This is a genomic window from Opitutia bacterium ISCC 52 (assembly GCA_014529675.2).
Classification (GTDB): domain Bacteria; phylum Verrucomicrobiota; class Verrucomicrobiia; order Opitutales; family UBA2995; genus UBA2995.
The window spans coordinates 1,073,013-1,087,331 of sequence record CP076040.1 but is presented as its reverse complement, the minus strand read 5'-3'; the positions used below and the strand labels follow the sequence as shown (position 1 = coordinate 1,087,331).

At 48.8% G+C, this 14,319-nt stretch carries 11 protein-coding genes; 3 read left to right on the top strand and 8 right to left on the bottom strand.

Going from position 1 to position 14,319, the window contains the following annotated elements:
• From GA003_04695 to GA003_04680, 4 genes are all read right to left on the bottom strand, one after another.
• Entirely contained in the window at positions 1-861 is an 861-nt protein-coding gene (locus GA003_04695) for a phytanoyl-CoA dioxygenase family protein (GenBank protein ID QXD29277.1), read from the bottom strand.
• A 114-nt stretch (positions 862-975) separates the two neighbouring features.
• Entirely contained in the window at positions 976-4,371 is a 3,396-nt protein-coding gene (locus tag GA003_04690; GenBank protein ID QXD29276.1) for a fibronectin type III domain-containing protein, read from the bottom strand.
• 84 nt (positions 4,372-4,455) lie between these two features.
• A complete protein-coding gene (locus tag GA003_04685; protein QXD29275.1) occupies positions 4,456-4,971 on the bottom strand; it encodes an FAD-dependent oxidoreductase in 516 nt (171 codons plus the stop codon).
• Positions 4,968-5,321, bottom strand: a complete 354-nt coding sequence (locus GA003_04680) for a metalloregulator ArsR/SmtB family transcription factor (protein QXD29274.1) — start codon at positions 5,319-5,321, stop codon at positions 4,968-4,970. The genes GA003_04685 and GA003_04680 overlap by 4 nt, the downstream gene beginning before the upstream one ends.
• A 296-nt stretch (positions 5,322-5,617) precedes the next feature.
• Here GA003_04680 and GA003_04675 point away from each other — a divergent pair, with 296 nt between their 5' ends.
• Entirely contained in the window at positions 5,618-6,421 is an 804-nt protein-coding gene (locus GA003_04675) for a purine-nucleoside phosphorylase (protein QXD29273.1), read from the top strand.
• Between the two features lie 161 nt (positions 6,422-6,582).
• Here GA003_04675 and GA003_04670 read toward each other — a convergent pair whose 3' ends face one another.
• Positions 6,583-6,954 carry a GxxExxY protein gene (locus GA003_04670; GenBank protein QXD30342.1) on the bottom strand — a complete coding sequence of 124 codons (372 nt, stop codon included), beginning with the start codon at positions 6,952-6,954 and terminating at the stop codon, positions 6,583-6,585.
• A 124-nt stretch (positions 6,955-7,078) separates the two neighbouring features.
• Positions 7,079-8,230, bottom strand: a complete 1,152-nt coding sequence (locus tag GA003_04665) for an alpha-hydroxy-acid oxidizing protein (GenBank protein ID QXD29272.1) — start codon at positions 8,228-8,230, stop codon at positions 7,079-7,081.
• 158 nt (positions 8,231-8,388) lie between these two features.
• Here GA003_04665 and arsC point away from each other — a divergent pair, with 158 nt between their 5' ends.
• Positions 8,389-8,751 carry an arsenate reductase (glutaredoxin) gene (gene arsC / locus GA003_04660; protein ID QXD29271.1) on the top strand — a complete coding sequence of 121 codons (363 nt, stop codon included), beginning with the start codon at positions 8,389-8,391 and terminating at the stop codon, positions 8,749-8,751.
• Between the two features lie 12 nt (positions 8,752-8,763).
• On the opposite strand, the gene GA003_04655 is transcribed toward arsC, so the two are convergent.
• Together GA003_04655 and GA003_04650 are read right to left on the bottom strand one after the other, a co-directional pair.
• On the bottom strand, positions 8,764-9,813 hold the full coding sequence (locus GA003_04655; GenBank protein QXD29270.1) for an alpha/beta fold hydrolase: 1,050 nt from the start codon (positions 9,811-9,813) through the stop codon (positions 8,764-8,766).
• Positions 9,814-9,874: 61 nt separating this feature from the next.
• Complete coding sequence (locus GA003_04650) at positions 9,875-12,472, bottom strand: hypothetical protein (protein QXD30341.1); 2,598 nt, start codon at positions 12,470-12,472, stop codon at positions 9,875-9,877.
• Between the two features lie 214 nt (positions 12,473-12,686).
• Between GA003_04650 and GA003_04645 the strand changes: the two genes are divergently transcribed.
• The gene (locus GA003_04645) at positions 12,687-14,273 is read left to right on the top strand and encodes a fibronectin type III domain-containing protein (protein QXD29269.1); all 1,587 of its coding nucleotides are present in this window, start codon (positions 12,687-12,689) and stop codon (positions 14,271-14,273) included.
• Positions 14,274-14,319 lie beyond the last annotated feature (46 nt).

Genomic DNA, 14,319 nt, shown 5'->3' with positions numbered 1-14,319 from the left:
TCAGGTCGTCGACTCACCAAAGGTCGACTTCTCCATGACACTTTGTGTCTCGTAAATGGAACCGGCATGCTTGGGACGAGGGAGCGGTATCCTGACCGGTACGTCCGTTACGCGCGGTTGATTCGTCGGTTCACCTTGCACGTGGCTAGCAACATACTCGTTCCATTCGATACCTCGCAGTGGCCAAGCATCACTGGCACAGTATTGGAACAGCAGGAGTCTACGGGGATTCACAGAAAGGTTTGGCAGCGACCCATGCAAGACACGTACGTGATGGATAGAGATACCGCCGGCCTTCACCTCGATCTTTTTGGCTCCTGAATCATCGAAGTCTGGTTCGGTTACCCCTCCGGCGAATTGGCCATCCTTATGATGATCTAGAATTCGCTCCTTGTGAGTTTCAGGAATCGCTAACAAGCAACCATTCTCCTCCATCATATCATCCATACAAACCCCAACAGCCAGCAGATCGTCATTGGTAAACGGATACCAGGCCCAGTCCTGATGCCACTCAACCGGACTACCTCCCCCGGCTGATTTCATATTCAGCTTGTTTCCATTGGTCCAAAAGGACGGACCAATTAACTGGGAAACAATTTCCAGAATCTTTTCGTCATGGAGGGTTCTGCGATATACATCATGCACTTGGATAGGTGCTTTGAGTCGCCGAAGTTTCGGCTCTTCTGTGGTATGCCCAGGCTCGAGATCGAAGATATCGTTATTTTCTGTCACCTGGCGGGACTGTTCTAAAAAATCATCGGTGACGCTGCGGAGTTCCTCTACTTCAGCGAGGCTGAGTACATTCTCCACACTGATATATCCGTCGCGATGGTATTGTTCTATTTTATCTGGGGTAAGCATAGTAAGAAAATATTTCACGCAGTTTATCTGTCCCTGATCTCCGTGCGAGCCTTATTCGATTCAACCGTTGATCTATTTGCAGCTCCGATAGGTAGCATGCGTTTGAAGTTGCCGTCAATCCACTTCAAAGATCTCGAGAAGCGCCACACCTTCTCCTTCATCGTTGCCGCTTACCTGAAAGGTGTATGCCCCTTCACTGACCTGGTAAATTTCGGCTGCTTCCTTTTGGTGGTCCATCGGCAAACCAAGCTCGGCAAATTGAACGGCTCTGTCCGATTCACCCCAATCATCGATACTAAATTCATCACCCGCCTCATTCACCATTTTCAGAACAGGATCAGCCAAAGTCGCCTCTACTTGAGTCAGACTGGGGCCCAGTCCACGGACCAGGATTTGTTTCTGAGCTGCCCCCGATATGACGAGGCCGCCAATCATCAAATCATTACCACCCTTTACAACCCCCCGGGTAGATAAGTTCGTTAAGCGACAGGTTTCGCAGCCTTCCGTGATATCGTATATTTCAATCAATCCTACTCCTAACGCTTCCTCCCCTTCATTACTAAGAATCGCCGTGTAAGAGCCTGAGGCCAAAGTCACAAACATCGCACTCTCATTATCCTCAGGAGGTGGTAGCCCAGAATCCACAATCGCCTGACTATCCGAAGAGTTCACCCAATCATCATTCAACACCTCTAGAGGTTCTGAAACGCCGGTTTGCACGAGCCGCAGAAAAGGGTCACTAATCGTATTAGAAATCCCACTACTTTGAAGACTCGGACCGAGACCTCGAATATAGAGAGTCATCGCAGGTCCCTCTGGAATAACAAAACCACCTATCATGACATCGTCACCCTTCCCAACCAACCCACGGGTAGAAAGGTTGACCAGATTGGTCGCTTCCCTGGTAACAATCACATCAGTGACCACGGAGACTACATCCTCGCCAGCCACAGCCGAGATTCTATACTGATAAGCAGTCTCGGGAGTTAGATTGCGATCTGTATAACGAGTACTGTCAGCAGCGAGGTTCACAAGCTCGATCCAAGTTTCACTTCCCTGTTTTCGGCGTTCAACACGGTAAGCCTCCTCGTGAGCCGATTGATCATCCCATGCCAGGCTGATTCCATAGCTGGATTGCGTGGCGGCCTCGGTTAACTCCGGTGCCTGTTGTTGCTTATCCAATGAGAGATGAATGGTCGGGCTGAACCAAGTCTGATCATCCAAAGTCACTACTAATCGATATTCACCTGCATCGACCGAATAGGTAGATTCCAAAACCAGCGTCTTTTCGGTGGCTCCCAAAATGGCGAGACCGTCCTTTTGCCATTGCAGGTTCATTCCGTCCTCGGATGAGCTTACAAACTCGGCGGAGAGTTCTACCAGTTCCCCTGCCGAAACCTCCATGAACTCCGGCTCATAAAGAAATTCAAAGTACTCTCCCAAATCGGCTACTAAAGTCCGGTTATCACCGGCCACGATCATTTTACCGGCTGCGGCAACCCCCTGCACCAAAGTTTCTTGAATACCAGGATAGCGCTCTTTCCAGCTTTGCCCGCCATCGTCGGAAGTAACAATGCGTCCATTCCTTCCTGCTGCCACGAAATAACCATTTCGGTAGGTAATGCTATACAAGGGCAGACCTTCAGTGATAGCGGTGGGGTTCCATTGTACCCCATCAGCAGAGGTGAGTATGCCCCCAGAAACATCTACTGCGACAAACACATCATCACCCCAATCCACATCGAGGAACGTGGGCAATCCATCCTGATCATCGACGAGAGTCCAGGTTTCACCATTTGCAGAACGATAAAGATCTTCCCAGGTCCATGCCAGAAATTGACCCGCTCCAAATGCCACACCCTCGAATTCAAGATGGGAACGGTCATAGATCAGCGACCATTGATATCCATCGGGGGAGAACCAGGCCATCCCCAGGTCATCCAAGTAGTTATAAGGAGAAGTATATCCTCCCACAGCTACATACTTCCCATTTCCATAAGCCACATCCACGACACCATAGAAGGAATCCACACTTACCACCTCCCAATCCACTCCATCCTCGGATACAACGATTCTGGAATCCACGCCTGTGGCGATAAACTTTCCGTTCAAGTAATACAGATTGTCCAGGAATGAGAAGGTAGGGAATTCCTCAAAACCGGTTTCCTCAAAATCATGGGACCACCACGATAGCTCACGTCCCCCTGCTCCAACAAATTTACCCTCACCAAACACAACTTTCCAAACAATACTCCCTTTGAACGCTGGTAGATCCTCCCACTCGTCTAGTGATTCTGTCAGGTCGTTGTCATGAATGGTCAAATGCGCAGTATGAGGCGCATCTAGGGCACTACCATTATCGGGTTCAAGCATCACCACCAGCGTTTCGTCTCCCTCGCGTTTATCGTCGTCGACGATTTCAAACTCGAGCGTTTTAGCACCCCCTTCACCGGCTTCCCACTCCAAGGTAACAGGAGAATGATAATCGACCTCTTCCGTCGTTTGAATATCGGCAAAGCTTAAGTTGACTGAAGCTGAGTTTGTCAAATCCCCTACTCGTTCGACCTGGATCACCGGTTGTTCAGCCCCTTCGGCTGCCTCCAACTCCGGCTCTAGAAAACGAAAACGTGACTGGTTGTTTTCGACCTGACTGACCATAGCAGTATCGATCAAATCAGAGAGCTCCTCATCCATCACACGAAATAATGAATTCTGACCGACTACCACACCGCTGATCAACCAAGGTTCACCTTCTTGTCCACGGCCCATTAGAGGACCTCCACTATTACCTGCCTCCGTATCCAGAGCTCGGCCTCCGTTGAACAATCGATTCCTATAGCGGTAACCAGGTTCAAATTGATCCTCGCCACGCTCGCTGAGCCATTGGCGTTCTTTGCTTATTGTCCGGTGAACTTTCCATCCCCGCGCATCTCCTTGTGGATACTTGGCACTCGGATAGCCCACGACCTCATACAAATTACTATCATAAAGAAATCCAGACTGATAAGCTCGTGGATGCGCCCGGGCAAAGCCATAGGGTGTAGCCGAATCGTCACTAAAGAGCAGCACCATAGCGTCGCGGTTAAACACCTCCATGGGAGAAGCGCCATCATACTGGTTGAGATCATACACGTCGATGGCATTTGCATATCCAGTGAGGCTCACGATGGAAACCACGTTCGTAAAAGACGGATCATTTTGCGAAGCAACTCCAGGGTGCCAGCGACGATAGTTTTCCCAGGGCAATTGGACTGTATTGGGTGAATTCGTCCACAGTACATGAGCTGCCGTCAAAATGACTCCCGGTCCCACAGCCGTTGCAGTTGCTTCACCATGAGGAGGCGTAGCAAAGTCGCCCGTGAAGGTCCGGCCAATATATTTGTAAGGCGCCTCGTCCGCCAACTCGAAAGGCACTTGCTCTGTTTCACCGTACAGTCCTCCTGCAGGGTGGAGCTGCATCCACCCGATCAATGAAAGTAAATAAATAGATATACTTAAAACGCGGATCATCTAACTAAAGAGTTAGGATGAAACTGAATGAGTAATATACAATCCGATACTTCCAGCTTTGAAGGACTGCATACCTAGAAAACTCTAGGAATAAACCCTCACCTCATAAATTCTTGCAGATTTACACCCATGCGTATTGACTACTTCAATACGAATCTCATTCGACTCCACCGACATATCTAGCTTGTGAGTTCTTCGCCGATGATAGTTACCTTCGAAGCTTAGCACTTCTTTCCAGGCGTCTCCATCCATCCCCTCAGTTTCCTCAGGGTGCACATCGCAACCGGTCGCAATGATCAGGTAATCATAATTCAGTTTCTTTCCATTGTTCAGAGATACCTTTTGCTTCTCGGGCTCAATGACCTCAATACCAGCAAACTCTACCTTTACACCCGAGGGCAGGAAGTTGCGTTTCGGTTTAATGACATCCTTCTTCTTATAGATACCAAAAGGAATGAACAAGAAACCGGGTTGGTAATAGTGGGTCTCATTTTCGTCCACAATAGTGATCTCCCAATCCATTAGATCGAGAGCTGCATTCAGCTTATTGGCCATCATGGTTCCAGCCGTGCCGGCTCCCAGTATGAGTAAACGTTTCATGATTCTTCTTTCTCCTCTGAATTGTTTTCTAAATATTGACCTCGGAAATATTCGACCATTCCACGGATGCGATCGTCCGCCAGCCGGTAAACCACACGTTTCTCCTCGCGGCGGGAGGAAATGAGACCGGCAAGGCGCAGCATCTTAAGGTGTTGAGAGATGTTAGAAACTTTCGTCTCACCAATGATTTCGGCGATGTCGTTCACGCAAAACTCACCACGGGTAAGTGTGCAGACGATACGGAATCGGCACTTGTTGGCGATGAGTTGGAAAATCCCAATCAAGCCCACACAGAGCGCTTCGTTACTCTGGAACTCCTTTTTTATCTCTCTACCTGTTTCGTTTAACATTTTAATAACTCATAAAACATTCAATTCTTAAAATTACTCAAACTAATACACAGATTTATCAGTATAAGTACTACTTCTTATAAAGAACATTAGAATACTCTAATATTATCCAGATTCTGCATTTTCATACCCAAGCCTAAGCACACAGAACTTTGTCTGCGAACTGAGGACCAAAACTGCTTAGATGGTGCGCTTAACGACCCTTTATCTAGCGGGCTAATGCCCCATCAGCAGTTTACTGGCGAACTCCCCCTCTATATTTGACCTATACCTGGCGATCTCCTAACACCTATAAGATGACCGAAACGATAGACTATATACGTGAACGAGCTGAGGGAAGAAACCCATCCATTGGCATGATACTTGGATCCGGACTCAATGAATTTTCAGACAACTGTATTCAGGATGCCGCGACTATCCCCTACTCCGACATTCCCGGTTTTCCACAATCGACAGCACCCGGTCACAAAGGGAATCTGATAATGGGATCGATTGAAGGGAAATCAGTGGTCTGCATGCAGGGACGTTTCCACAAGTATGAAGGCTATGGCATGAAGGAAGTAACGGCGACTATCCGGCTTATGGCCGACCTGGGAATCGATACCTTCATTGTGACCAACGCCTCGGGCGGTATTAATCCTGCATTCAATGCAGGGGACCTGATGCTTATCACCGATCACGTAAACAACATGGGAGACAATCCTTTAATCGGGCCGATGGAACCAGGAACCGTACGATTCCCCGACATGAGTATCGCCTATGATTTAGAACTGCGGGATAAAACGGAAGTGGCAGCGGTGAATGCAGGGGTAAAACTTCATAAAGGGGTCTACCTTGCTAACCCCGGTCCCTCATTTGAAACACCAGCCGAGATCCGAGCCTATGAATCCATGGGAATCGACACGGTAGGCATGTCGACGGTTCCGGAAGTGATCTACGCTCGAAGTCGCGGCATCCGAGTACTTGGCATCTCACTCATAAGTAACAAAGCGGCCGGACTCTCTGGCCAACTCCTCACCGAGGAAGAAGTTTTTGAAGCCGCCAATGCAGCCAAGGACAAGATCAGCGGACTGATGGAAGAAATCCTGAAGAGTATTTGAAGACGGATTTTTTTGAACAGGAGGAAACGAAGGAAACAGAGAGCCAATGAATCAATTTCGGTTGTTATCTTTTCTTCTGTTTAGAGGCACCAACTCATTTCCTAGGTTGATGATATCCATACAGAAAGTTATTCCTGATTCGCACTGGGAAGCATTAATCTTTACACACCATTCGTAAGTTTCAATTCATGGAAGTTGATCAGGAGCCCCAAAGGCACATCGAGAAGCTTCATATAGCTTAAGAGCTGAGCTTTATGGATCGGTAGCAGTTCCCTAACCGCTTTAGCTTCGACCAACAAACAATTTTCGATCAGGATGTCGAAACGAAGCGGCTCATCGAAAACAAAACCCTTATATTCAACATTGATAACTTGCTGACTGACCGTGCTAAGACTCCGGAGCTCCAATTCGTGGATTAGACACCGCTCATAGATACTTTCAATTAATCCTGGCCCTTTGTCTCTATGAACTTCAATGGCTCCAGCAATTACTTCACCCGTTAATGAATTAGCTTTAGCGAAGAGCGGATGCATACCAAATACAAATGGCATAACCTTTCATAGAATACGATTACTTAAATGACAGAAGTCTAATCCGAATATCAGAGGTCCATAATTTCAGTCTCTGTTTCCTTCGTTTCCTCTTGTTCAAATAGTATCAATCCTCAATCAAGTGCTTGGGAAAGTCGTCTACTTTTTCGCAGGCGATTTGCTCCATGACTTGTTGGAGTTGTCGCTTGAGCATGGTGATGGTGTGCAGCCCACCCTGCTTTCCTAAAGCACATACTCCGTACATGAATGAACGGCCGAGGAATGTAAACTCGGCGCCACTGGCAAGAGCACAGGCAATGTCGGGTCCAGAGCGAATACCGCTGTCCAACATGATCGTCGTTTTGTCGCCATAGTTTTTGACTAATTGAGTCATTGGCTTGATCGTCGACTGGCCTGCATCGAGCTGACGTCCACCGTGGTTGGAAGCAATGATACCGTCTACTCCAAGCTCGATCACTTTGGCAGCGTCTTCATCAGTCACCACTCCTTTGACCACCAGATTCCCTTTCCAACGATCACGAATGGCTTTGATTTTATCGGTGGTGAGACGCCCATTGAATGTCTTATTCATGAACAAGCCCAGATGCTTCATATTGAGTCCTTTGGGGATGTAGGGCTTCATGGTCTTAAACTCCGGAGCTCCAGCTGCAAGCTGCGAAAATGACCAAGTCGGATGAGTAGTCATTTGCATGATGTTACGCAGAGTCATTCTAGGCGGAATGGACAAGCCATTGCGTATCTCTTTGGGGCGGTAAGCGAAAGTCGGCGTATCAGCCAAGATGACCAATGTCTCACAACCTGCAGCGGCGGCGCGGTCCAACAACTTGTCGCGCAATTCATCTTCCGCCGGATGATAAAGCTGAAACCAAAAGTTTCCTTCAGTGAGTTCCGCCACCGTTTCGATACTCGCCGTCGCAACCGTGCTCAAAACGAATGGAAGGTTTTCTTCTCTGGCTGCTTTGGCCAGTATCTCTGTTGCTTTTGGCCACATGAGCCCTTGCAACCCGATGGGGGAAACCCCAAACGGAGCATCATAGGTCTTACCAAACAAGGTCGTCTTCAGATCGGAACCTGGATAGTCGCGCAAGTAAAAGGGGCGCAGCTGAACTTCGCGAATGTCAGCGGTGTTTCGGTGCAAATTGATCTCCGAGAAACAACCAGCCTCCAAATAGTCGTTGGCGAATCCAGGCATGCGTTTGCGAGCGCGTTCGCGTAGATGTTCGATCGAAGGGTAATTGGAGTTAAATACGTCGCTCATGGGGTTAAGCTCGGGTGAAAGTACCGAGTAAGAAATCGATTTTACCGAAACTCAAGACACGAATCATTAGTTCTAATAAAAAGTCTTCTATCGCACATGGAAACGTTGCAGTTTCACCTTCGTAGATCCCAAACTAACAACTCGAATTGAAATACGCTATGACTAAGCAAATACTCAAACTTTATCACAACCCACGCTGCAGCAAAAGCCGCACGACCAAGCAACTACTCGAAGAGCATGGCGTAGATGCAACCGTCATTGAATACTTGAAAGAAACACCGACATCCAACGAGCTGGATGCTTTGTGCAAAAAGTTGAGTGTAGAACCTAAAGAAATCATCCGCAGCAATGAGAAACGCTTTAAGGAGCTGGGATTGTCGATGATGGATTCTTTGAGCCGCGGCGAATGGCTGACCATCCTTGCCGAGAATCCCATTCTGATTGAGCGCCCTATCTTCGTAAAAGGAAACAAGGCGGTTATCGGACGCCCACCAGAAAATGTGTTGGCACTCCTAAATTAACTGCACTAGAAATCAGCGTTGGTCCGTGGAAGTTCCTCTCGCGAGCCACTGGTCAATAAAGCGGTAAGCTTCCTCCCTGACTTCTAGCGGAAAATCGTGATCCGCATCGGGATAGCCAATACGCATGCGGTCTGGCATACCGTAAAACTCGTAGATTCGCCGGACTTGAACAGCCGCTTTTTCCACTCCACGGTAGTCGAAGTTTGCATCACCAAGTGGTGAGTTAGAAAAAAAAGCGCGAGGAGCGAGCGCACCAACAAGCTCATAGAAATCAAAGGGCACCTTTCCTGGATCCAGATGATAATCGTCACGCAAACTCGGCATATATCGATCACTGGTCCAGCCTTTGATCTTTCCTCCGTAGTAATCATGAAAGGGGGTCCAACCACAGCTGGTCACAATCACTTTCACACGTTCATCAAAGACGGAATGGAAGATCGCATTATGACCACCGAGGGAATGGCCGATATTCCCGATACGATCAGAATCTACATCGTCCCTTGCTATCAACAGATCCACGCAACGCATGTGATTCCAGATACCTTTCATGGTTCCTGTTTTGTAGCGGTCGTTGGCGAAATCGTAGTCGGCATAATCGCCATAAGAAAGATAGTCCGGGGCAATTACGACATACCCTCGTTCGGCGAGCTCCTTCCCATAAGCCCGATTGGGCCGTTCGCTTTGTCCGTCGACGACCCCCTTACCCATGTTGGAGGTTGGATGAAGCGCGACGATGCCAGGTCGCTGTTCACCGGCTGTGATACCTTTCGGGATGTAGAGATAAGCCGGTGTTCGATCTCCTGCTTCCGAAGCAAAGTCGATGGTATGGTGAGTGTAGAGTTTGGTTTCAACCTTCTCACGAAATTGAACGTCGAGGTCAGGCAATTGAACACGACTCGGAAGCGACCCTGCAGCTTCCTCGAACCCTTCGAGGATTTGCTTTCTTCGAATCTCCCAGTCGTCTGTGGACAGTATCGTTCGTTCGATCCCAAATTTGTCGTTATAAAAATTCAGCCGTTGATGAGGACCTGGCCCCGTGACTGTGGGTACTTCCTGTGACATCACTGTCCCGGCTCCAAGTAAAAAGCATCCTATGCAGACGAATGATCTCATCTCAAGTTTTTCAATGCTCTCCTTCTTTGATCGCCTTAATAAAAAGCACCAATGACTCCACTTGTGAGTCGGTCAACACACCTGCGTAACTCGGCATGGCATATTCGCTTTTATCAAAAGCACGAACAACTTTAGCGGCCGGTTCGAGGATGGATTCGCGAAGGTAAGCATCGTCGGCCATGACGGTAGTTCGATCTTCGTTAATGACGACTTCCCGTTCACTTCCGTAGAGGTCTCCCCAGCCAGGTCCAACTTTGGCCATGTCTTCGGTCGAAGCTGAATGACAGGCAGCGCAGCCCATTAACGAATGGAGTCGACGTCCTTCTTCAACCGACACCGGGCCCGTTTCCCGTTTGGCTGCAGCGCGAGGAGTCAAATCGACCGAAAGACTTTCGAAGCCCTCAGCCACAGGGTCAAATGCCGGCAATGAATAAGGTGTTGTGTACGCGTTGTCCTCAAATGCTATTCCATTTACCGTTTTGAGCGACCATCCCATTCGTAACTGCATCACTGGCTTCATTTCTGGCACAGCGATAAAAACACTGCGCTTATCGCGGGAAAGATAAGCACTACTCGGTGTGAGCCAATCAATACCATATTCACCATCGGCTCTGTATTGAGCTGATCCATACCTGTGTGTGCGAACATAACTCCAGCTCGCCAGCGAGTAACTGTCAGGATCGTCTGCTTGCTCAGGGTCGAGAGTGACATCGAATCGCAAAAGCACGCCCTTGTCCATGGGAGCAATTTCACTTGGTAGTGTTACGGTTGTACCTGTGTAACGCACCCGTCCGAGACCAGATAGTTTGTTAAGTGCATTGCCCCACCCGTTGATCTGGTAGCCAGCGATATAGAGCTGACCATCCACTGGATTCACCGAACCGTTTAGTGGGGGAAAATCGAAACCGGTGGTTATACTCATAACCGACGCTTGCGGCTTTGTGCCCCGATTGTTTAACAGCACCTTAAAGAGTTCAGGACGATTAAACCCGATGTGCACAAATGCATCATTTAAAGCCCCCATCTGAGCTCCAAACAACCAGATCTGTGAAATGGCCGATGCATTTACTGCATGGGGAATCCAGGTAAGCGGCTCAGCAATAGGCGCCGGGTATTTTTCACGTTCATGTAATCCTTCTGACAAATAACCATAGAATTGTTTGTCGCGAACAATGTGCAACGGCGTGCTCGGAATATATTGGCCCTCCTGATCACTTGAAGTAACCAGTCCGGTTCGAATGTTAACACCAATACTTGGCTGACGAAATCCATAACCCAACACCTCGGACCGACTTCCATCAGCGGAAATACGCAGGACGCTGCCGTTGTGTTTTCCTAAAGTCGCTTTCTGTTGCCCGCCTTTGGCGATGATAAATGCACCTTCTGGTGCCAGTCGGATCGTGCTTGGGAATTCCCGCATGTCGCCTGTCTGAGCAAAGGCGTTCGAAAACAGCTCGTGCACGTCAGCTTCTCCGTCGCAATTCGTATCTTCCAGTCGCCAAATCCCATTTTTATCAAAGGCATAAATCTCGTCATTCCGAATCACCACACTCATCGGTTCATGCAAGCCAGAGGCAAAACGCGTCCACCGGATCTTATTCAAAGAATCTTGGAGGCCATGAGCCAACCAGATATCACCATCTATAGATGGGAGCACTCCCGTTCCATCGCTGAGAAATTGAACGTCTCCCGGACGAATGTTTCGACGCCAGGGGTTTTCCAGAGGTATCGGAATGTTATCAACCACATAGGAAGCTGACTCTGTCGACAAATGGGCTTGGGTAACAACTGACTCCGGCCAACGTCGCTGGGATATACCACCCGGGATGACCTTGGGGGTCATCTGAGGTGCTGGTCCTGTTTCCGTGTAGGTAACACAGAACTGAATCGTCTTATCATGAGCCGGAACACGGGCCACCCAGACAGACTTTTGTTCCCGAAGTCGGGCCACTCCCTTATTACCAGAAGATGTAAGCGTTACTCCGGCCTGACCTTTCAACCCAAGCAAAAGTGACAGTCTATTCTGAGTAGGGCCAACTTCAACATGCCGCTCCACGACCCAATGATCACCCTGCTTGGTTACAGCAAAAAGTTCAAGTACCTGAGCACCTGAGACTGAGTATTCCAACACGACAGTTTCATCGACCAATCTCACCGCTTTGAAACGGCCTTCCTTTTCCGACAAGGGCCCTCGCCCAACTTCTTCTGGTGAAGGGGCTCGCTCTCGTGGATCATCCAATCCGATGCTGTTTCCCTCCTGCCAGCCCGGATAGATGCCATTGGCCACCCAAAGGTCGCCAACTGGCCGCGGCAATGGAACTTGACCACCCGGAGTCTTTCCTCCCCAAGGATGATAGGACTTAGTAGCGAGTGCATCGGGTGTCACGCCATCTCCCTGCCAAATGGCAGCTACACGAAGGAGATCCGTATCGAAACAGACCCAATGATCATTCCCTAGATTCAATATGAGCCCACGCGGTGTAATATTTCTTTCTGAAAACCCAGGCTTACTACTCGAGGCATCCAATACGGAAGAAAAGAACGGGAAGTTGGGTTCAACCCAATCCAGGTAGGGTGAATCTTCCTCATTGTTCTGGGCTACACCCAAGTGCGCCAAGATAGCTGAACAAATAATCAAGCAGGGTAGTTTACAAATTCGGGGAACCATTGTTGGAGCTAGCTTGGAATGCGATTCAGCATCTCGCAAGTCTCATAAGATTTCCCGTAATATTGTAACGGTTCCCAAAATATCGTTTCAGAATGACAGAAATCCCATCGACAAGTCGGGCTCCATTTCGGATTCTTATCGTTTACCATACCCTATGAAATATCTATTCTCACTTTGTATACTGTTAGTATCGGCTAAGCTGGTTTCGGCGCACAGCCACGACTGGAAACCGACTCGTTACTCCGATTTAAAGGCATACGCGCCTACTCCGATTCCCGAACGCGTGGTGCTGACTTGGAACGGTGATCCCGCAACCACCCAGGCGGTTACCTGGCGAACAGATAGCTCCGTAAAACACGGGATTGCCGAGCTGGTCATCGCCAACAGTAATGGAAGAGCCTTGAAACCCGATCGCTGGGATGCAGTAACCACCACCTTCAAAAGTGATATCAATGAGGCAAACTACCACACGGTTGAATTCACAGAGCTCGATCCTGATACCCTTTATACCTACCGAGTGGGTGACGGGCTAAACTGGAGTGAGTATTTTCATTTCAAAACTGCAAGCACAGCCCCCGAGCCCTTTACCTTCATTTATTTCGGAGACGCCCAGAATGAAGTAAAAACGCACTGGTCGCGTGTCTTCCGTGAAGCCTTCCGCGATGCTCCAAGAGCTGCTTTTTCGTTGCATGCAGGTGATCTCATCAATCTCGATGAAAAAGATTCCGAGTGGGGTGACTGGCATGGAGCTCCTGCCTGGGTCAATGGAACCGTCCCCGTGATCGCAGTTCCGGGTAACCACGAATATTACAAACACAATCGAAGCCCCAACAATGAGCGTTATTGGACAGCCAAAGATGGACGAACCATTGCAGTAGACATCAGCTTAGAGGAACTGGAGAAGGACTTGCTTTACCGGGCTACAGCCAAAACAGAAGGAGGAAAAACGGCGATGGTTAGCTTTAACAACAAGGATCAAATCCTCGAAGTCGATCAAGGATTCACAGACTTAACCGGCTACACTCCGCAAAATATCCTGGGCAGCAAAATCGACGGAGATCCACTGGACGATCGTCTTCGCAATGAAGGTGAGCCCCGTGTAAGCACTCACTGGCGTCCCCAGTTTGCGTTCCCTCTCCAAAATGCTCCAGAGGAATTAGAAGAAACCTGTTACTACATCGACTACCAGGACGTCCGTATTGTTGCTCTCGACTCAAACCGAAAACAAGAAGAGCAGATTCCCTGGTTGCGAAATGTTTTAACCAACAACCCCAATCGTTGGACCATCCTCACCTTTCACCACCCAATGTTCTCGCCAGCTCGAGACCGTGACAACAAGGAATTACGAGGGCTCTGGAAACCCATCATCGACGAGTTCAAAGTCGACCTGGTACTTAACGGGCACGATCACTCTTACTCAAGAACGGGTGCATTGCCAGAAGGGCTAGAACTGGTTAATGTACCAGAGGGATATCAACAGGCTTACGATCCCGATATCGGAACGGTTTTTGTAGTATCCGTCAGTGGCCCCAAGATGTATCCCATCACTAAAGGCGACTACGCCGTACGCCTGGCTCAGGATACTCAACTTTACCAGGTCATCGATGTAGAGACCAGCAAGCTGCATTACAAAGCCTACACGGCAACGGGCCAACTCTACGACGCATTTACAATCAAGAAACGTTCCGGTCGTCCCAATCAGCTGATTGAACTGCTGCCGCTCGAGAACCGCGGAGATTGATAGAAGCATTATTGCCTTAGAAAGAGAATCTTTACCAGGGACTTAT